The sequence below is a fragment of the Tunturibacter gelidoferens genome (genome assembly GCF_040358255.1).
Classification (GTDB): domain Bacteria; phylum Acidobacteriota; class Terriglobia; order Terriglobales; family Acidobacteriaceae; genus Edaphobacter; species Edaphobacter gelidiferens.
Genome location: NZ_CP132938.1, coordinates 432712 through 452262 on the forward strand (window position 1 = coordinate 432712; position 19551 = coordinate 452262).

Consider the following 19551-nt stretch of genomic DNA (forward strand, 5'->3'; position numbering starts at 1 on the left):
GTGTTATTTGCCGCGGCTCCATTGGAAGCCTAGAATCAATCTAGATGACCATACCCGCACCCGACCACAAACGCTACTTCATCGAAAAACTTGGTCTGTCGGAACGCCTGATGGAACGCTGCCTGGGAGAGGCCCTTTCAGCCGGTGGCGAGTATGCGGACCTTTACTTTGAGTCGGTTACGTCAACCTCGCTGGGAATCGACGAGTCCCTGGTCAAGTCGGCGAGTCAAGGTATCAGCGTTGGATGCGGCATCCGCGTCGTCTCGGGCGAGCGCACCGGCTACGCCTACACCGACGATCTTTCAAGCGAGCGCCTGCTCCGCGCAGCCCGAACCGCAGCCCTGATCGCCAGCGGCCCGGCCAAGGAGCTGATGAGCGGATTTCGCCAGACCGACACACCCTCCCTCTACCCAGTCGCCGGAGCCACCAGCGACGCCGAGATCGCCGCTAAGCTGGCCCTGATCCAGCGCGCCGACAAAGCCGCCCGAGCCTACGACTCCCGCATCACCCAGGTTCGCGCCGGCTTCAACGACGAACTCCGCCGCATCCTCGTCGCAGCCTCGGACGGCACCTTCGCCTCCGACACTCAACCCCTCGCGCGTCTCAACGTCTTCGTCATCGCCAAAGACGGCGTAAACACCGCACGCGGCACTAGCGGCGGAGGCGGACGCGTCACGATGGATTTTTTCGAAGGCGACAAATCGCCCGAGCATCACGCTCGCGAGGCCGCACGAACCGCAATCCTGCAACTCAGCGCGATCGAAGCACCTGCAGGCGAGATGCCCGTCGTCCTCGGCCCCGGCTGGCCCGGCGTTCTGCTGCATGAAGCCGTAGGCCACGGGCTCGAAGCCGACTTCAACCGCAAGAAGACCTCAGCCTTCGCCGGACTCATTGGCCAGCAGGTTGCAAGCCCCAAGGTCACCGTCGTCGACAACGGCCTGATGCCTGGCCGCCGCGGGTCTATCAATATGGATGATGAGGGAAACCCCACGCAGGAGACCGTTCTCATCGAAAACGGCATCCTCAAAGGCTTCCTCTCCGACAAGCTCAACTCCCGCCTGATGGGCATGCCAAACACCGGCAGCGGACGCCGCGAGAGCTATCACCACATCCCCATGCCGCGCATGACCAACACCTATATGTTGAATGGGGAAGACATGCCCGAGGACATCATCCGGAGCGTCAAGCGCGGCCTCTACGCCGTGAACTTCGGCGGAGGACAGGTCGACATCACCAACGGCAAGTTCGTCTTCTCGGCCAGCGAAGCCTATTTGATCGAAGACGGCAAGGTAACACGCCCCGTGAAGGGTGCAACGCTGATCGGCAACGGCCCTGAAGCATTGAAGTATGTGTCGATGGTCGGCAACGATCTGGCACTCGACGAAGGCATCGGCACCTGCGGCAAGGCGGGGCAAAGTGTGCCGGTCGGCGTAGGCATGCCCACAGTAAAGCTCGACCGCATGACGGTCGGGGGAACGGGACAATAATGGCTGTCGAACGCGAAAAGATCTATGAGTGCGAAGTAAAACGCCGCCGCGTAAAGGCCGGCGGAGGCTATGAGCCCTTCTGGAAGGTCAAGCCCGTAGCCGTCGCGCTCGTCGACAACGACACCGAGTTTCGCTGCAAAGATTGCTTCGGCGAGGTCAAGCTGCTCGGCCGCAACGGCAAGACCGGCACCGTCCCTTACGTGGAACACAAGTCTCCGGCCGACTCCGAGTATTGCCCTAACGGAATCCTCTTCAAGAAGGCAACCGACGGCCGCGAGCCCAGACCTTCCCAGCATCCCGTAGAGTAACGACCTGCATCTCTGCACCAACTTTTCCCAGGCTCTCTGCGCACGACATCTGAAAGTACGGCTAACGTACGACCAACCGCACCGAATCTCTCGAGGTATCCCATGGCAGTCGAACGTGAAAAGTTTTACGAATGTGAAGTGAAGCGTCGCCGTGTCCGAGCAGCCGGTGGTTACGAGTCGTTCTGGAAGGTGAAGCCCATCACGGTCGCGCTTGAAGACAACGACACCGAGTTCCGCTGCATGAGCTGCGGTGGCGCGGTTAAGCTCTTCAAGCGGCGCTCTGAAGATGGTCCTGCTACACACATCGAGCACAAGCTGAAGAGCGACTCCGAGTACTGTGCCGCCGGCATGTACTTCCTCAAAGCCACAGACGGCCGCCAGGCGCGCCCCTCCGCTTCCCCTGTTCGCTAACGGTGTTCGCTTAGTTTTAGCTCCAGCCGGGGCCATCGTTCCTGACGATCATCTACAAGGGCAAACCCACGCACGATCGCATCAATAGCTGCGCGATCCGTCGCTATGCCCTTGGTATGACGCCAAGCTCCTGCATCATCGTCAAGTTATCCATCAGGATTCGACTGTCCATCATCTTGCCCCCGACCAGGCGGTCGATGACGACACCTTTGACGTTGACTCTCCTGCCCGTAGCGGGAACACCGAGAAACGTCCCTCGATGCGTACCGGTCCATGTGAAGCGAGTGACAACCTTGTCTCCACTAGCTACCGTCTCGTCCGCAACCCAGTGAATATCGGGGAATGCGGTGCGCATCATCCCAATGACCTCTTTCAAACCCTCTCGTCCTTGCCGCTGACCCGAAAGAGGATCAAGCTCGACAAAGTCGACCGCGACAAGTTCGTCAGCTTGCTCCAACCGCCCCTGATTGATGACCTCTTCCAAAAACCTGGCGATGACTGCGACGTTCCCAGATACACTCCCAGACTCTGACACTCGTATCTCCTGGTTTAGCGTGTGAAATAACACCGTGGATCATATCAGCCACCTCCCAACTCACTCATCGTCTCTCTTCTCCAACCAGAGGTATCCTTATTGCAGCTGTCAGAAAAGTCAGCTCAAACCAATTATCCTGAAGAGACCATGCCAACCCAGACGACCACGAACCTCCACCAGCTTGCCTCCGATGTCCTCAGCCACGCACTCAAGGCTGGAGCCACCGATGCCGAGGCCGTCGTCTACGAAGGCGACGAATTTTCAGCGCTGGTTCGACTGGGACAGGTCGAAACCCTGAAAGAATCGGGTTCGCGTGCAGTTGGTTTGCGCGTCTTCATCGGCCAGCGCACCGCCAGCACCTCGTCTTCCGATTTTTCAAGCGAAAGCATTGCGCGTTTGGTAGAGGGAGCAATTACCCTTGCGAAGATCACCAGCGAAGACCCGTTCGCCGGTCTGCCCGAAGCACATGAATTCGGCCAGATCGAAGAAGATCAGCACCTCTATTTCGATGACGTGAATGAGATGCCGCCCGCCGAGCGCATCGAGATTGCACGCCGCACCGAGGCCGCCGCGATGGCCTACGACGTCCGCATCCAAAACTCCGGCGGCGGCGACTTCGACACCTCCACCTCGCACAAGATCCTGATGAACTCCCGCGGCTTCACCGGAGAATACCGCCGCAGCTACTGCGGATTCTCCGCCGCACCCATCGCCCACGACGAGAAGGGCAACATGCAGCGCAACTACTGGTTCTCGAACTCACGCACCGTCACCAAACTCGAGAACCCCGAGGAGATCGGCCACGAAGCCGCACGCCGCACCCTCAAGCGACTCGGCGCGCGCCAGGTCAAAACCCAGAAGGCCCCCGTCGTCTTCTCGCCCGAGATCGCACGCTCGATCATCGGCAACATCTTCGACGCGGCCAACGGCGACGCCATCTATCGCAATGCCTCCTTCTTCAGCGGCATGCTGGGCGAGCAGGTCGCTGGCGAAAACATCACCGTCATCGACGACGGCACGATCATTCACCGTTTCGAAGATGGAGCAGGCATCGGCGGCTTCGGCACCCGTCCCTTCGACGGTGAAGGTCTGCCCACGCGCCGCACCGTGCTGGTCGAACGCGGCATCCTGAAGAACTACGTCAGCAACACCTACACCGCGCGCAAGCTCAACATGAAGTCCAGCGGCAACGCCTCACGCGGACTCGCCGGTAACCCCGGCATCGGCGCAGGCAACTTCTTCCTCGAAGCCGGTACGCTCACCCCCGAGCAGATCATCGGCGACATCAAATCCGGCCTCTACGTCACCGAGACCATGGGCTTCGGCGTCAACCTCGTCACCGGCGATTATTCGCAGGGGGCCAGCGGCCTCTGGATCGAAAACGGCGAACTCGCCTACCCTGTCGAAGAGATCACCATCGCCGGCAACCTGAAAGACATGTACAAAAACATCGTCGCCATCGGCAACGATCTCGTCTTCCGCGGAGCCAGCGCCGCCCCCACCATGCGCATCGAAGGCATGATGATCGCAGGCGCTTAGCTTTAGACGCTACAAAGGATCGCCAAACTCGCGTCTTGTTTCACGTGCGCTCTGCCAAGCAGACCATACGAACCCTACTTTGATGACGAACCAGATCAGCAATACCTCTGCGACATAGATCAAAAATCTCGTTCGCTCCCAATAACGATGGAGTGGGTGGCCTGCTGCAAACGGGACGATGCAAAGGATGCACAAGAGCAACGCGCCGCCAGCCCATGAAGTATCTTTAATCACCCTTCTTAGCTCTCTGGCAGCGTGCTTTTCAAATTCAGCGGCTCCTGCGCATCCCATTGCTCTTGCGGCTCGACGTTGAACACTTTAGCCCTCACGCAGAATCAAACAATCCATCTTAGCCGCTGCAAAATTTTGCGACTACAATCCATCTGTGACAACCAGCTTCCATTTCGAACACGTTCTAGACTTCACTCCGGGCCACGCAGACGAGATCCTCCGCACCATCCCCTCGCTTCCCGGCGTCTTCGCCCTCTGCGGCGCACGCAAGGAAGACGCACCCTACCTCACCCAAACCACAGACCTGCGCCGCCGCATGCGTCGTCTGCTCGATCCACCCGAGTCGCAATCCAAGCGCCTCAACCTTCGCGAAAAAGTAGCGCGTATCGAGTACTGCGTCACTGGCTCCGCCTTCGAGTCCTCCCTCGTCCTCTACCAGGCCACCGCCGCGCAGTTCGGATACACCGAAGCGCGCCGCCGCCTCAAGCTCCACACGCCTTACTTTCTGCGCATGACCATGGAGAACGCCTTCCCTCGCGTCTACTCCACTAACAAGCTATCGAAGCGCGGCCTCGCCCAGATGTACGGCCCCTTCCCCTCGCGCCTCGCCGCCGAGCGCTACTGCGACGCGGTCCTCGATCTCTTCAAGCTCCGCCGCTGCTACGAAGATCTCGCGCCCTACCCCGACCACCCCGGCTGCGTCTACGGCGAGATGAACAAGTGCATCGAACCCTGCAAGCAAGCCTGCACGGCCGAAGAGTACGCAGCCGAATCCGAAGCCGTAAAGAAATTCTTCGACACCCGAGGCGATAGCATGATCATCGCCATCGGGCTCGAACGCGAAGAGGCCTCCTCCGCAATGAAGTTCGAAAAGGCCGCCGCCCTCCACGCTCAATGGCAGAAGGTGAAAGCCGCACAGGCGCTCGCCGACTGGATCGTACGCCCCATCCCGCGACTGAAGGCCATCATCGTACAGACAGCCGCCCAGGAGACGGAGCACACGGAACAAGCGGCCGCGTTCCTCCTCAACGGCGGCTGCATCGTCGGCCCCGAACGCCTCTCCACACTCGGCGTCCGCGCTGTCCGCGAACAAACCAGCGTCGGCAGCTCCCTCTTCGCGCAACCACTCATGCTGCAGGCCGTGCCACTCGAAGGCGAGTCCACGGCCTCCGACTCGCCGGAGAATCGCGCCGCTTACGTCCTCTCTCTCCTCGAAAAGCGCGCCGAACCATCCAACGACCTCGCTCTCCTCAGCGACCATCTCTCGCTCCTGCGCCGCTGGTACTATCGCCCCGAAAAGCAGCGCAACGGCGAGATCTTCTTCCCCAACGAAGACGGGGGCGACAAGGGCGCGTGGCCCATCCGCAAGATCCTGCGCGGCGCCGCCCGCATGGTCCTCGGCGACCCCAAACCCATGGCCGAAACCCAGCGCGACGCCGCCAAGGAAGCCGCAAAAGGAATCAAAACCAAGATCCTCCACGAAGGCCGCCCCGACGTCGAAAGAGTCGTACCTGTTTTGCCCAAGCATCGCTAGCCGCGCCCTCAAACAGCACGATTGCCGCGAGTATTCAATTCGACCTTTAAGTAGCCGAACAAAGATAGGTATTAATCCCAGTCCAGCAGACAACGGAGAGATTTCGTCTCTTCAGCCAGACTAAGGAGTCAGTCGGGGAATACGGAGTATCTCACTCCGCTCGGCCGCTCTCGCTTCCCACCGTACAGCAACCGTCCCCCACCCAGGGGACGAGTCGTTTTCTGCGAGCAGCTTCAACCCCAGGCTCTAGTGGGGGCGATCGTTATCTCCGTTGGTAGCCCGCTGCCCCTGCCATCCCTGCTTATAGCCATAGTCGTGGGCCTTGCGGTCCTCATCGTTCCGGTACTTGTGATTGTGCTCCTTGCGCTGCGACTTCGCCTGGTAGTCCTCGTATCCTTCGCGATTACCCAAAGTGTAGAAGCTGTTGTTGCGGTACTGTTGTGCCTGGTCCTGATCAACGTGATCCCGGTGATCCTGGTCCTGAACTGCCATCACGCTCGTTGCCGCCACACAAGGTACCGCAACCGCAGCCATACTGAATGCCGCTGCCACCGCCATTGTCCTTAATAGATTCGTGTGAAATCCGTTCATTCGATCTCCTTTTCTACGACAGCAGCGTTGATCGCCGCCAACGCATTGGATGCCGGCTTCTACCGCTGGGGAGATCCCACTGGCTCAGTTATGCGACCGAAAGGAATCCTGCGCAAGTATTTGCATCCGCTACAGACGCTGTGAACGCCGACGCGTCGATCCTCACCGGTAAACTTGCACCCAGTAGGCAACCCCAAATGATCGAGTTCGAGCATCGCAAGCTCGTCACGAGAAGGAATGCCCAGTATGCAAGAATGCTCCGGTAGGATTATTGTCTCAATGTATCCATTCCTACTCCATGGAGCTGCCACATGCCTGAAGAAGTAGCCCCCGCCAAACCGCTAACCTATGACATTAAACGTGAAGGTGAGACCGCCGTTGTGAAGTGCCATGGCCGCTTGGTGGCTGGTCTCACGGATGGCTTTTATCAGGACCTGAAGGAAGTTGCCTCCAGCAGCAAAGTGCTCATACTCGATCTCGAAGACCTCACCTATGTGGACAGTATGGGGCTAGGCACGATTGTGCGGCTCTATGCTCATGCGAAAGGCGCAGGATGCGAGTTCCAGCTGCTGCACCTCGGCAAGCAGTTGCGGAATCTGTTGAAGATGACCAATCTGCTGTCGACTCTCAGCTCCGCGGAGGAGCATGGAATCACCGTCGCCTAAGCGCTGATCATAGGTTGTCACGACGCCAGGCAGCTACACTGATCGACGATGCCTATGATCACTCGCCGAAGCTTCCTGGCAAACACCTCGCTTGCCGCATGTTCTCTCAGCACCCGACGTCTTTTCGCATTCACTCCCGTCGCGCCCGCCATTGTTCGCACGCCAAGCGGAAGTTTGCGTGGCGAAAGCAGCGATGGGGTCCGCGTCTTCCGTGGCGTGCCCTTTGCCGAGCCACCTGTGGGACCGCTGCGCTTTCTCCCAACAGAAAAGGTGGCCCCTTGGAAAAGCGAACGTGATGCGACTAAGTTCTCCGCCGCCCCCATGCAGCATAAACAGCTGGACGTACCTCACAGCGAGGACTGTCTCTACCTGAACATCTGGGCACCCGAAGGCAGCGGGCCATTTCCCATCTTTGTATGGATCCACGGTGGAGGCTTCACCGACGGCCACGCCTTCGAGCCTATGTATGACGGCACGGACTTCGCCCGCGAAGGTATCATCAGCATCTCTGTCGAGTATCGCCTCGGCATCTTCGGCTTCCTGGACTACGAACCCCTCCTCGGTCAGCAATACACAGGAACCGCGAACAACGCGCTGCATGACCTGATGACCGGGCTCGCCTGGATACAGGAGAACATCAGTGCCTTCGGCGGCGATCCTGCTCGCGTAACCATCGGTGGTGAATCTGCAGGCGCCAAGTTGATCGGTACCTTGATGGGCATTCCCTCGGCCCAGCCACTGTTCCACCAGATGATCTCCGAGAGCGGCGGAGCCGAACGCATCTGGGATCGTGCGGCGAGCGCAGAGATCTCAAAAGGCTTCGGAGATCTCTGGCAGAAGCAATCCGGCGAAACCATCGCGAACCTGAAGACGGCAGCAGGAACCGCATTAATCCAGGCACAGCAGCAATTCATCGAAACCTGGCCGCAGCACTTCCCGCTACGCGCCGAGCTCGATGGACCTCTGATTCCGCGACTTCCCGTGGAGACCATCGCCAGCGGTTCGGCCCGTGGCAAGAGGCTGCTCCTCGGTACCAACCGCGAAGAGAGCGCTATCTTCATCGGGCCACATCCGGCCAAAGATGCAACGTCGATTCAGCTCGGCAACATGAGTGTTGCGAAGTTCGATGCTGTCTATCAACACTACAAGGACATCTATCCGCAACTCAGCGTCGAGGAGCGCCGCATTCGCGCCGTCACGGCAGAGGAGTACTGGATCCCTTCCATCCGCGTCGCAGAGGCGCATCTCAAAGGCGGCGGCAGCGCGTACGTCTACGAGTTGGAGTTCCAGGAGACCAGCGGCAGGCTCAAAGGCAACGCCTATCACTCGCTCGATGTCGGCATGGTCTGGAATCACCCGCACAAGCAGGTTGCCGATGCCGCATCAGAAGCCTGCCTGGGCAAACAGATGCACGCTGCCTGGTCCGCCTTCATCTGCGGCGAAACTCCAGCGGCACCCGGACTTCCCGCGTGGCCGCTATACGACCAACAAAGCCGGTCGACCATGGTCTTCGGAGCGAATGCCAACGCCGAAAGCCGCGTGGAACAGGCGCCGCAAGCCGCTGAGCTCAAGCTATGGAACGAAAGCCTGTAACACTCAATAGCTCACAGGCCCCACTAGCGACAAAAGACTAAGTGCGTCATCGAACTGCTAGCATCCAGCCTCCCGGAGACTTCGCGCCCCCCGAGCTGACCGGTCGACAGCGGTGAATCGTGGGACTATCACCCACTCACGCACGGCCTACGGGAGCCCAAGAAACTTGAACGGCTTGCTCGCCACAAAATCGTTTACAGCATTCCCGGCATAGACATGACTCTGGTTCTTTCCCAGGTCAAGCTTCTCCACCTTCCCGGTCTCAGCGGAGAAATCGATATCCTTGAAGTTCATCCAGAACGTATTCGGTGTCACCGCAGACTCGAAGAAATAAAATCATTCTCTTCTGATCGGCCACCGTTCTCCATCGCGTCGATGAGATGTTCGGCTCCTCCGGCGTCGTAAGCCCGTAAGGCACCGAGACATTCCGGATCACGCTGAAGACGCTGGCAACCGTAATATCCGGACTCTCTCCCTGTGGGATTGCGTTGATGTAGAAAGAAGCCCGTGCAAACCTGTCCGCAGCGCGGTTCGTTCCTGGAAGCATAACCGTTCCGCCAATGCCCTTCCAATACGTATCCAGCGCCAGCTGCTGATCGAACGCCGGGGAATTCGTCATCACCTGATACTTGCGGTCATGGTGAATCGTCTGTTTGCCATCGATGTACTCCACAATCGCGCTGTCGCCGGTCGCATCCGACATCGAGAGATGCAATGTAGCGAGCCTTTTTTCGCCCGGAACATTCGCGGTCACCAATGTAAAGGGTTCGTGTTCCAGAGCGTCCACTGCCTCGGCCACTGTTGCGAAGTTTGTCCAGCACCCACTGTGCCCATAGTGAGATCGCCAGCCCGGGCTTCCCTGCGACCGGCTTCGGATACTCCGACTCCACCAGCCAGAGCAGATTCGCCACCATCCCCTTCTCATTCATCCCATCCGTCGTTGAAACGTCATATCCAGTAGCCACCACGCTTCCGTACTTCGATCTCCATTCCAACGACTGCGCTCCCACCTCCCCGTTCCGCTCCATCTCGCGAGGCAGTATCCACAGATTCGTGCCTACATCCACCTTCCAATCCATCGAGCGAGAGGTAATCACTTCGCCGCCCGGCCCAAGGTAAACAGCCCGCGTACACGCCAGGATGCGCACCTCTGCGCCAGGTAAAACAGTCAGAACAACAAGGAAGGAACAAATCCAACGAATCATCCTCGCCATAAAACCTCCCCCGGCACTAATTCGGCAAGCATATAACGGGCTACTTCCGCTCCTGCACTTCAGTCAAAGAAAATTCATGACTAGCGCTGCTAAACTCTCCTCAGGAGCGAACCCCGTGATCGAACTGGCAGCATCCATCCTCGCCGCAGACTTCGCCCACCTCGCCGACGAAGTCGCCCTCGTGGAGCTCGGCGGAGCCACCCTCCTCCACGTCGACATCATGGACGGCCACTTCGTCCCCAACATCACCTTCGGCCCACCCGTCGTCAAGGCGCTGCGCCCCATCACCAGTCTTCCCCTTGACTGCCACATGATGGTCGATAATCCCGACAACTTCATCCACGACTTCGCCGAGGCAGGCGCAGACATGATGAGCGTTCACCAGGAGGTCTGCCGCCACCTCCATCGCACCCTCCAGCAGATCATCCTCCACGGCATGCTCCCGGCCGTCGTCCTCAACCCCGCAACTCCGGTCGATACGCTGATAGAAGTCCTTCCGATGCTGCACCATGTGCTGGTCATGAGCGTCAATCCAGGCTTCGGCGGCCAGAAGTTCCTGCCCCTGGCGCTCGACAAGATCGCCCACCTCGCCGAACTGCGCGAGGAGATGGGCCTCAACTTTCGCATCGAAGTTGACGGCGGGGTCGCTCACGATACCGTCGCTCAGGTCGTCGAAGCAGGAGCCGACATGCTCGTCGCCGGCTCAGCCATCTTCAGCCCCGGCAAAACCGAGCAGAACGCCGTCGAATTTCTCAAAATCGCCCGGGCAGCCGGCTCTGTACAAGTGGCATAAGCGCGGCCGAAGTCGCGCGAGTAGTAAGGTTGAGACAGGAACGATTAGAATAGAACACAGCCTGAGCGCCCAGTCGCGCGAGGCGGATGGGGTCTATAGCGGATGAACAAACGTTCTTTCTTTCCAACTCTCAGGGCCGGCACGCTGGCCGGAGTCGCAATTGCCAGCCTGATGTTCGGCTCGATCGGAGCCATGGCACAGGTAAACGGCTCGTCCCAGACGACCACCGACGCCAACGGTCAGCAACACGAGAGCGTGACCCTCTCCGCAACACCGCCAGACAACAAAAAGGACAAAGTCGTACAGTCCAAAGACACCAAAAAAGAGCTCCGCAAAGAGAAGACGATGAAGCCGGCCGAAAAACCCGACGCCAAGCTTCCCGACAAGGTCCTCTACGATAAAGCCGTCGACGCGACCAAGCGCGGACACTTCGACGTCGCCCGTCTCGACCTGCAAACGCTGCTCAATACTTATCCTGACTCGCAATATCAGATGAAGGCCAAGCTCGCCATCGGCGACAGCTGGTACAAGGAAGGCGGCACCGCAGCCCTCACCCAGGCCGAGCAGGAGTACAAAGACTTCATCACCTTCTTCCCCAACGCGCCCGAGGCCGCCGAGGCCCAGATGCGCGTCGGCGACATCTACTTTCGCCAGATGGACAAGCCCGACCGCGACTACGCCAAGGCCACTCACGCCGAGGAAGAGTACCGCCTGATGCTGCAGCAGTTCCCCGAATCCACTCTGGTGCCTCAGGCCAAGCAGAGGCTGCGCGAGGTGCAGGAGGTCATGGCCACCCGCGAAGCTAACATCGCCGCCTTCTACCAGACCCACAACAACTATCCCGCGACGATCGCCCGCTTCCAGACCGTCGTCGATACCTATCCGCAGTACAGCCACATGGACGACGTTCTTGTCGGCCTCGGCGATGCGTATGAGGCTGAAGCGCGGTTCGTTCGCACCATGAAGCTCCCCGAGGCAGGCAAGGCGAGGCTCGAAAAGATCTATGACGACGAGGCCATCGCCGCCTACAGCAAAGTGGTTCTCGAGCACTCCGCCTCACCCCACGTCGAAGATGCGCGCGATCGTCTCGATGCGATGAACGTCAAGATTCCGCAGCCCACCCCCGAGCAGATTGCTGCCAGCGTCGCGCTCGAAAACAGCCGCAGGCAGTACCGTCTGCAGGATCGAGCACGTCTCCTTGTCCTTCACCAGCCAGACGTCGTCATGGCAGCTCGTGATGGAGAGCCGACCCTCGCCGACCCAGCTCCCACGATCGCGCCCCACGTCGTGAACCAGATCAAGACCGACTTCAACGACGCGCTGAGTCCCAACGGACCTGCAGCTGCGAAGCCCGCGACGACGACGGCTGATGCAGCCACTCCCACAGCAGATGGTGCAGCTCCGACGGCTCCGGCTGCACCTGCCGCGCCGCTGGCCCTGTCGGATGTCCCTGCTGCCGACGCCGGTGCCGCGAGCGGAGCATCGTCGACGACCAGTATCTCGGGCGCTGCGCCAACGCCGCCTGCTTCCTCTGGCAACCGCATCGGCGGAGTTGAGATTCTCAACTCAGGCGCATCCGGAACCACCGTCCCCGACAACGGCGGCCTGAAGGCAGTTGGACCGACGAACTCTACCCCTCTTCCCGCGGCTGAAAAGGCCGCGGCCGCCCCCGACGCAGTCAACGATATCAAGCCCGGAACCCAGCCCGCCGCACAGGCAGGTAATGCCAACGGAAAGAACAAGAAGCCAGAGTTCGACAAGAGCGACGAGTCCGACAGCAAGCACAAGAAGAAGAAGGGCTTGAACAAGCTGAACCCGTTCTAGCCGCTTCAAGCAATCACAGCGAAAAAAGGATGCAGCCACCGGGCTGCATCCTTTTTTCCGTTTTAAAACACTCCGCTCAGGAGGTCTGATTGACGGCGATGCGCCGCCGCACCTGCGGCACAAACAATGCCGAAAGCAGCAACAACACCAGCACCCCCATCAGAATCGAAAACAACGGGCTCAACGAGACTCGTGGGTGCGAGCTGACTTGTCCGTGCGCCAGAGGCACATGCGAGAGATGTCCGCCCAGCACATACGCACTTCCTCCGAACGATTCGTCACTCTCATACACCGCGTTGCCGCCCAATACCGTCGTATCGCCGCCAATCCGCGCCTGCGAATCGACCACCGCGTTACCACCGATCACGGTCGCGCCCTTCTCCACATGTCCGGTCACGTTCAGGCTGCCGAACAGCACAATGACGCGTCCCGTCAGGTCGCCCTCCACCTGCACCGAGCAGAAGATACACATCGCATTGTGCACCTGCTGGCCGGATGCGACATAAATGTCCTCCCCGACATAAGCTCGATTGCCCGGCGACTGTGCCAGCGCGGCCGAGGCAAACAGAAGCGTAAGGACGAGGCTGCGGAGCGCAAAGTTCAGCAAGATTCCCCCAAAAGACGACAGCGTGCAGAAAGTGGTACGCAGACGCCACGAGACAGGTTCCCTAATCTTCTTACAGTACCCCAGCTCCGGCCCAACAGCCCGACTAGAATCCGCGCCCTCTCGGATAAACGGGAAACTGGTACCGGTTGCGCCGAACGATATACACGATCAACCAGATCAGTCCCGCAAGGATCAGGAACGGAGCGAGCGGCAACAGAAGCCACACGCGTCCAGGCAGAACCGTCCGCTCCCCATGAATCGCAGCCCCATTACCCAATTTCAGGTCTCCCGCTGCAATCGCTACATCGCCACCAACCGACGCATCCTGGCCCATCTCGAGATCGCCACCCAGCGAAGCCACGTCGCCCGAGATATTCCTCCCGGAATCCACCATCACCGATCCCAGAAAGGTAGCGATATCCCCCTTCACCTCACCGTGCACGCGCACCGTGCAAAACGCACAGGCGATATCTCCCGCCGTCTCTCCATCTGCAATCGTAATATCGTTTCCAACACTGGCGCGATCCTCCGAAGAGCGGGCAAAGGCGGGTGTACAAGCAACTGTCAACAGAGCAACGGCGAACAGCAGTCTACGCATGAAAAACCTCGTGGGCTAGTGTACGGTGATCGATGCCTTCGGTGTGCCGTTTTTCCTGAAGCGCTTGCCAATCGCCCCGCATCAGCGAGGAAGGCCGCTCGATGCTACCCTTAAAGCACCGATGAGCCAGGAACTTCCAAAAGCATACGATCCGTCCGTTATCGAACAACGCTGGGCCGAGTACTGGGTCAAAGAACATCTGTTTGACGTTCCGACCCCCGAAACTACGCACGACGCGCAAAAGAAGTTCACCATACTTCTACCGCCGCCCAACGTCACCGGCCGCCTTCACATGGGCCACATGCTCAACCAGGCGGAGATGGACATTCTCACCCGCTGGCACCGCATGCGCGGCGAAACCTCCCTCTGGGTGCCCGGCACCGACCACGCAGGCATCGCCACCCAGATGATGGTCGAACGCCAACTCAAGGAAGAAGGCAAGACCCGTCAGGAACTTGGCCGCAACGCCTTCGTCGAAAAGGTCTGGGCCTGGCGCGAGCTCTACGGCGGAGCCATCCTCGATCAGATGAAGCGCCTCGGAGCCAGCGTCGACTGGTCCCGCGAATACTTCACCATGGACGACAAGCTCTCGCCCGCCGTGAAAGAAGCCTTCGTCCGCCTCTACGAGCAGGGCCTCATCTATCGCGGAGCCTACATCGTCAACTGGGACCCCGTCGCCCAGACCGCCGTCTCCGACCTCGAAGTGGAGCACGAAGAGCGCCTCGGCAAGCTCTACCACATCCGCTATCCGCTCGCGGACGGCACTGGTTCCATTGTCATCGCAACCACGCGTCCAGAAACCATGCTCGGCGACGTAGCCGTAGCCGTGAATCCCACCGACGAGCGCTACCTCGCTCTCCAGGGCAAACTGGTCCGTCTGCCCCTGAGCGGCATCAGCGCTGCGGCAGGTAGAACAGCCCAGCCCGACCGCGAGATCCCCATCCTCGCCGACGACTGGGCCAAGCCCGAGTTCGGCACCGGCGCCGTCAAAGTCACACCAGCGCACGACGCCAACGACTTCGCCATCGGCCAGCGCCACAACCTTCCCAACCTCACCATCCTCGACGAGACCGCGCACGTCCTCCTCCCCGGTTCGCCCTATCACGGCCTCGACCGCTACGCCGCGCGCGAACGAATCATCGCCGATCTCACCGCACAGAATCTTCTTATCGAAGTGAAGGACCACACCAACGCCATCGGCCTCTCGCAGCGCACCGGCGTCGTGATCGAGCCGCGCCTCTCGCAGCAATGGTTCATAAAGATCCAGCCCCTCGCCGACAAAGCCATCGAAGCCGTCGACAAGGGTTACATCAAGTTCACGCCCGACCAGTACCGCAAGACCTACGACGAGTGGATGCGCAACATCCACGACTGGTGCATCTCGCGCCAACTCTGGTGGGGCCATCGCATCCCCGCATGGCACTGCAAAGCCTGCGCCGCCATCACCGTCTCGCGCGAAACCCCCACTCACTGCGCCACCTGCAACTCCACCGACATCACGCAGGAGACCGACGTTCTCGACACCTGGTTCTCCTCCGGCCTGCTTCCCTTCACCGTCTTCGGCTGGCCCAACCCCAACCCCGACACCGGCATGCCGGACCTCACGCCCGACCTCGCTGCCTTCTACCCCACACAGCTTCTCGTCACCGGCTTCGACATCCTCTTCTTCTGGGTCGCCCGCATGGTCATGCTCGGCACCCACTTCATGCTCGACGTTCCCATGCCCGACGGCAGCAAACGCGAGTTGAAAGACGCTGTCCCCTTCCGCGAGGTCTACATCCACGGCCTCGTCCGCGACGCCAACCGCGAGAAGATGTCCAAGACCAAGGGCAACGTCATCAACCCCATCGACATCATCGAGCGCTTCGGCACCGACGCAGTCCGCTTCACCCTCGCCAGCATGGCCTCGCCCGGCACCGACATTGCCTTCAGCGAAGCCCGCACCGAAGGCTACCGCGCCTTCGCCAACAAGATCTGGAACGCAGCCCGCTTCCTCTTTATGAACGTAGACCGAGCCAAAGAGGCTGGCTACAGCATGACCATGCGCGACAGCGGCGTCGTCGCCTCCTTGCCCGACAACACCCCGCTCGAGACCCGCTGGATCTTCTCTCGTCTCAGCGTCGTCTCCGCCGAAGTCGACCGCGCACTCGCCGACTATCGCTTCGACGAAGCCGCCAACGCCATCTATCAGTTCTTCTGGGGCGAGTTCTGCGACTGGTATCTAGAGCTCGCCAAGCTGCGCCTCGTCTTTCCAGAGAATGCCCCTACCGAAGACGCGGAACCAGACATGACCACCGCCCTCACCCTCGCCTCGCTCGTAGGCGTCTTCGAGAGTGCACTGCGTCTCCTTAGCCCCTTCATGCCCTTCCTCACCGAAGAGATCTGGCACGCGCTCTACGAAGGCAAGCCTCCCGCGAAATCCATCGCGCTCACTCGCTACCCACAGGCCACCGACTTCCCCGCCGACCCGGTAGCCGAGAGCGCCATGAAGACCCTGCAGGAGCTCATCGTCACCGTGCGTGGCCTGCGCAAAGAACTCGGCGTCCCCGAGAAAGAAGCCACACCCATCACCATCCACGCAGGCAATCGCGTCCTCGCACTCGCCGACGCCAACGCCGACGTCCTCTCAAGAATGGCACGCGTCCAAGCCGTCGAGTTCGCCAGCGAGTCGCTCACCGGCTCAAACGCACGCTCCACCGCAGAGTTCGACGTAGCCGTAATCTACGAGCGCCAGATCGACATCCCCGCCGAACGCGAGCGCCTCACCAAAGACCTCGCCAAATACGAAAAAGGCCTGGCCTCCGCCGACAAACAACTCAACAACGAAACCTTCATGTCGAAGGCTCCCGCCCACATCGTCGACGGCCTGCGAAAACAATCCGCCGAGACAAAGATCTTGTACGACAAAACAAGGGCAGCGCTGGATTCGCTGCCCTCCGTATAACTGAAAAATCTCAAAACTTCTCGTCGCGACAAACCCGCGAGGCCCGCAGACTCGTGCTCATTCAAGCGCGCGTCTTGGATTCTGCTTGCTGGGGCATAGCGGAGAGTCCGAGTTGCTCCATCAACGTCATCAGATTCCAATCCGACCACTGCTCCACGATCTTTCCGCCCTCTATCCGATGGATCGAGGTGCCCGAGACCGTGGCCGTGCGGTTGGTCGGAGCCAGACCAAGGAACTGTCCCTTGTGAGTCCCTCGAGTCGTCCAGTGGTGCACAACCTCATTTCGTTCAGCGATCGTATCGTCGATTGAACATCTGAAATCGGGAAATCCGATCCTGCACATCTCAATGTGCCGCTTCAGGTTGTCCGCTCCCGAGGTAAGAGCGGGAAAAACCGGGTCGTGAAGCTTGCATCCGCTTGCGACAAGTTCGCGGATCGAGTCCATCTTCCCTTGGTTCCAGCACTCCTCCATGAACCTCTCCGCGATCTGTTTGTTCTCCATGGTCTGTTTGTCATCTGTAGCCATAGTCAAATCCTCCTTATGGAACGGGGATTATAGACCCCCTCGCGCGAAGCTTGAAAATGCCCCTCGACTAACCGACTGTTGACAACAAGATGCAAGCGCCCGGTCACCCGAGTCCAGATGCAAGTCCTCTACTACGGAACATCGACGTTCTCGCCGAGCGCGCGCCACGCGAAAGATCTGGCAAGGTACGAAAAGGAGCCTCACCGCCGCCGACAACCAACTCAACAACAAACCTTCATGTCGAAGGCCCCCGCCCACATCGTCGACGGCCTCCGCAAGCAACACGCCGAAACCACAATCCTCTACGACAAAACCAAAGCCGCCCTCGACGCCCTTCCACCCAACTAGCTTGGAAGAAGGGCGGGTGCAAATCTCCCGCCCTCAACTCCACCTATTTGCCAAGAAAGTAGTTGACTGTCACGGTAGTATTCACCGTCACATGCCTTCCGTTGACGAGGTATGGACTCCAACGCCACTCCTTTACCGCTGCGAGCGCACTCTCATCGTAGTCGGAGCGCAGGCCCTTCCTCACCCGCACGTCGCTCGGCACTCCCTCCTCGTCCACAATCACGTCCAGCACCACCGGCCCGTTGAGCGTGTCCTTCTTCTCCCTTGCCTGCGCCGGGTACACCGGAGGCCTTTTGTAGACAGCGTCCATCTTTTGCGCGGGTATCGTCAGCCTCGCCGAACCCGCATCCTGGGCCACCGCCGCAGTCGCGGGTGCGGGCACCTCCATCCGCAACCCCAGCGCCGACGCGCACGTTACCAGCCCCACCATCCCGCAAGCCGCAGCCGTACCCAACCTCCGCACTCCCCGCATCTCCACACCTCCTTCGCTCAGTCGCATAACTCTCCTCTCAAAGCTGTTGGCATCGAAGATTCCGATGGCGTGTAGTGTCTTATCCGGCGCGCCCTTCACCAGCAGCGACGCTAGCCGCAGTAACGATCGTGCATATCTCTCACTCCCTGCGACAGCCTCTGCCGCCATCGCATCGCAAACCATCTCACGGCTCTCCGCAACTCGCGCCCGCGTCAACCAAAGCGCCGGATGATAAGCCACCGGCAACGACAGCACCTCATAAGTCAGGTTCTTCACAAAGTCTCGCCGACGCATATGCGCGAACTCATGCGCCATCACAACATCCAGATCCTCCTCTGCAATGCTCTCGAGAAATCCAGGCGGCACCAGCATCACATCGCTCCGAACGCCAACCGTCACCGGCCCGCCGATCACCTCCGACTCTGCTACTCGTGCCGATGCGCAACCAAAAAACCTCCCGCATCGCTCCCAACGCTGCATCGCATCCCCCGCCAGCATGACAGCCTTCGCCTGCCGCTCCATCCGCCAGGTCCTAACCATCCTCCATCCCAGCCTGGCGGCAAAGTACAGCACGCTGCACCCATAGGCCACCATCGCGGCGGCCAGCACCTCTTTTGAAAGCCACGCCATACTCAGGCCGCTCGTCACGCCCGCACCAACGGCAACCCGTACCTCTCCGCCAGTCCCGCCCGATCCTCGCAGAATCAGCCCAACTATCTCGTTGAACAAACCGCCTGGACGAAACCGGCACGCAGGCAACGCCACCTGCAGCAGCAGAGCGATCACCCACACGCGATGCTCCAACTCCGGCCCACTCCGTCGCGCCATCCGCGCCGCCAGCCGCCCAGCCACGAAGATCACCGGCACCTGCCACAACGAGTTCAACAGATACCCCAGCACCCATCCCTCAGGAGCGCTCATCCCTCGCCTCCTCTCTTCTCCAACATTCTGCTAAGCCGCGCGATCTGCTTCGCATCAATCTGTTTGCTATCAATCAAGCTCATGACCAGCTCCTCACCCGACCCGCCGAACATCCGGTCCACCAGGTCCCGCACCGCATGGCCCGAGGCCGCAGCTTTGGTCACCGCCGCGCTGTACTCGTACGATCGCCCCACCAGAGTGCGCTTCAGCATGCCCTTCTTCTCAAGGATGTTCAGCATCGTCTGCACCGTGGTGTAGGCCAGCCGCTGCTTCAGACTCTCCTGCACCGCGCTGACGTTGCTTGTTCCCAGCGTCCAGATCGCCTGCATGATCTGCAGCTCCAGCTTCGTCAGCGTGCGCTTCTTTTCTCGCCCCATCTGCCCCTCTCCTAAGTAATTAGGACAATAGGC

The 19551-nt window shown here is 60.0% G+C and carries 20 protein-coding genes; 11 read left to right on the top strand and 9 right to left on the bottom strand.

Annotated features, from left to right (window positions below; translation table 11 throughout):
- The first annotated feature begins 44 nt into the window (after positions 1 to 44).
- From tldD to RBB81_RS02375, 3 genes are all read left to right on the top strand, one after another.
- Positions 45 to 1487 (top strand): metalloprotease TldD, encoded by a 1443-nt coding sequence (tldD, locus tag RBB81_RS02365; protein WP_353072583.1) that lies wholly within the window; start codon positions 45 to 47, stop codon positions 1485 to 1487.
- A complete protein-coding gene (locus RBB81_RS02370; RefSeq protein WP_179586315.1) occupies positions 1487 to 1795 on the top strand; it encodes a hypothetical protein in 309 nt (102 codons plus the stop codon). The genes tldD and RBB81_RS02370 overlap by 1 nt, the downstream gene beginning before the upstream one ends.
- Before the next feature lie 102 nt (positions 1796 to 1897).
- Positions 1898 to 2206, top strand: a complete 309-nt coding sequence (locus tag RBB81_RS02375; protein ID WP_179586318.1) for a hypothetical protein — start codon at positions 1898 to 1900, stop codon at positions 2204 to 2206.
- Between the two features lie 103 nt (positions 2207 to 2309).
- Here the strand turns inward: RBB81_RS02375 and RBB81_RS02380 are convergent, their stop codons facing one another.
- A complete protein-coding gene (locus RBB81_RS02380) occupies positions 2310 to 2741 on the bottom strand; it encodes an ester cyclase (RefSeq protein ID WP_353072584.1) in 432 nt (143 codons plus the stop codon).
- 147 nt (positions 2742 to 2888) lie between these two features.
- Between RBB81_RS02380 and RBB81_RS02385 the strand changes: the two genes are divergently transcribed.
- Positions 2889 to 4280: a TldD/PmbA family protein gene (locus tag RBB81_RS02385; RefSeq protein ID WP_353072585.1), complete on the top strand. Its 1392-nt coding sequence runs from the start codon at positions 2889 to 2891 to the stop codon at positions 4278 to 4280.
- 385 nt (positions 4281 to 4665) lie between these two features.
- Positions 4666 to 6045, top strand: coding sequence for an excinuclease ABC subunit C (locus RBB81_RS02390; protein WP_353072586.1), 1380 nt, complete (start codon positions 4666 to 4668; stop codon positions 6043 to 6045).
- A 246-nt stretch (positions 6046 to 6291) separates the two neighbouring features.
- On the opposite strand, the gene RBB81_RS02395 is transcribed toward RBB81_RS02390, so the two are convergent.
- On the bottom strand, positions 6292 to 6636 hold the full coding sequence (locus RBB81_RS02395; protein WP_183791348.1) for a hypothetical protein: 345 nt from the start codon (positions 6634 to 6636) through the stop codon (positions 6292 to 6294).
- 311 nt (positions 6637 to 6947) lie between these two features.
- Here RBB81_RS02395 and RBB81_RS02400 point away from each other — a divergent pair, with 311 nt between their 5' ends.
- Both RBB81_RS02400 and RBB81_RS02405 read left to right on the top strand, forming a co-directional pair.
- The gene (locus RBB81_RS02400; RefSeq protein ID WP_183791347.1) at positions 6948 to 7301 is read left to right on the top strand and encodes an STAS domain-containing protein; all 354 of its coding nucleotides are present in this window, start codon (positions 6948 to 6950) and stop codon (positions 7299 to 7301) included.
- 54 nt (positions 7302 to 7355) lie between these two features.
- Entirely contained in the window at positions 7356 to 8894 is a 1539-nt protein-coding gene (locus tag RBB81_RS02405) for a carboxylesterase/lipase family protein (protein WP_353072587.1), read from the top strand.
- 262 nt (positions 8895 to 9156) lie between these two features.
- On the opposite strand, the gene RBB81_RS02410 is transcribed toward RBB81_RS02405, so the two are convergent.
- Together RBB81_RS02410 and RBB81_RS02415 are read right to left on the bottom strand one after the other, a co-directional pair.
- The gene (locus tag RBB81_RS02410) at positions 9157 to 9648 is read right to left on the bottom strand and encodes a linear amide C-N hydrolase (protein WP_353072588.1); all 492 of its coding nucleotides are present in this window, start codon (positions 9646 to 9648) and stop codon (positions 9157 to 9159) included.
- Entirely contained in the window at positions 9530 to 10099 is a 570-nt protein-coding gene (locus RBB81_RS02415) for a linear amide C-N hydrolase (protein ID WP_353072589.1), read from the bottom strand. Before RBB81_RS02415 ends, RBB81_RS02410 begins: the two co-directional genes overlap by 119 nt.
- 124 nt (positions 10100 to 10223) lie before the next feature.
- Here RBB81_RS02415 and rpe point away from each other — a divergent pair, with 124 nt between their 5' ends.
- Together rpe and RBB81_RS02425 are read left to right on the top strand one after the other, a co-directional pair.
- Positions 10224 to 10901, top strand: a complete 678-nt coding sequence (gene rpe / locus RBB81_RS02420) for a ribulose-phosphate 3-epimerase (RefSeq protein WP_353073885.1) — start codon at positions 10224 to 10226, stop codon at positions 10899 to 10901.
- 102 nt (positions 10902 to 11003) lie between these two features.
- Positions 11004 to 12725 (top strand): outer membrane protein assembly factor BamD, encoded by a 1722-nt coding sequence (locus tag RBB81_RS02425; RefSeq protein WP_183791345.1) that lies wholly within the window; start codon positions 11004 to 11006, stop codon positions 12723 to 12725.
- A gap of 76 nt (positions 12726 to 12801) precedes the next feature.
- On the opposite strand, the gene RBB81_RS02430 is transcribed toward RBB81_RS02425, so the two are convergent.
- Positions 12802 to 13332 (bottom strand): hypothetical protein, encoded by a 531-nt coding sequence (locus RBB81_RS02430; RefSeq protein ID WP_353072590.1) that lies wholly within the window; start codon positions 13330 to 13332, stop codon positions 12802 to 12804.
- Between the two features lie 103 nt (positions 13333 to 13435).
- A complete protein-coding gene (locus RBB81_RS02435) occupies positions 13436 to 13930 on the bottom strand; it encodes a hypothetical protein (protein ID WP_353072591.1) in 495 nt (164 codons plus the stop codon).
- Positions 13931 to 14051: 121 nt separating this feature from the next.
- Here RBB81_RS02435 and RBB81_RS02440 point away from each other — a divergent pair, with 121 nt between their 5' ends.
- Positions 14052 to 16874, top strand: a complete 2823-nt coding sequence (locus RBB81_RS02440; RefSeq protein ID WP_353072592.1) for a valine--tRNA ligase — start codon at positions 14052 to 14054, stop codon at positions 16872 to 16874.
- Between the two features lie 61 nt (positions 16875 to 16935).
- Here RBB81_RS02440 and RBB81_RS02445 read toward each other — a convergent pair whose 3' ends face one another.
- Positions 16936 to 17400, bottom strand: a complete 465-nt coding sequence (locus RBB81_RS02445) for an ester cyclase (RefSeq protein WP_353072593.1) — start codon at positions 17398 to 17400, stop codon at positions 16936 to 16938.
- 117 nt (positions 17401 to 17517) lie between these two features.
- Here RBB81_RS02445 and RBB81_RS02450 point away from each other — a divergent pair, with 117 nt between their 5' ends.
- On the top strand, positions 17518 to 17748 hold the full coding sequence (locus RBB81_RS02450) for a hypothetical protein (protein ID WP_353072594.1): 231 nt from the start codon (positions 17518 to 17520) through the stop codon (positions 17746 to 17748).
- 43 nt (positions 17749 to 17791) lie between these two features.
- Here the strand turns inward: RBB81_RS02450 and RBB81_RS02455 are convergent, their stop codons facing one another.
- Both RBB81_RS02455 and RBB81_RS02460 read right to left on the bottom strand, forming a co-directional pair.
- Positions 17792 to 19141, bottom strand: coding sequence for a M56 family metallopeptidase (locus RBB81_RS02455; RefSeq protein ID WP_353072595.1), 1350 nt, complete (start codon positions 19139 to 19141; stop codon positions 17792 to 17794).
- A complete protein-coding gene (locus RBB81_RS02460) occupies positions 19138 to 19518 on the bottom strand; it encodes a BlaI/MecI/CopY family transcriptional regulator (RefSeq protein WP_353072596.1) in 381 nt (126 codons plus the stop codon). The genes RBB81_RS02455 and RBB81_RS02460 overlap by 4 nt, the downstream gene beginning before the upstream one ends.
- Positions 19519 to 19551 lie beyond the last annotated feature (33 nt).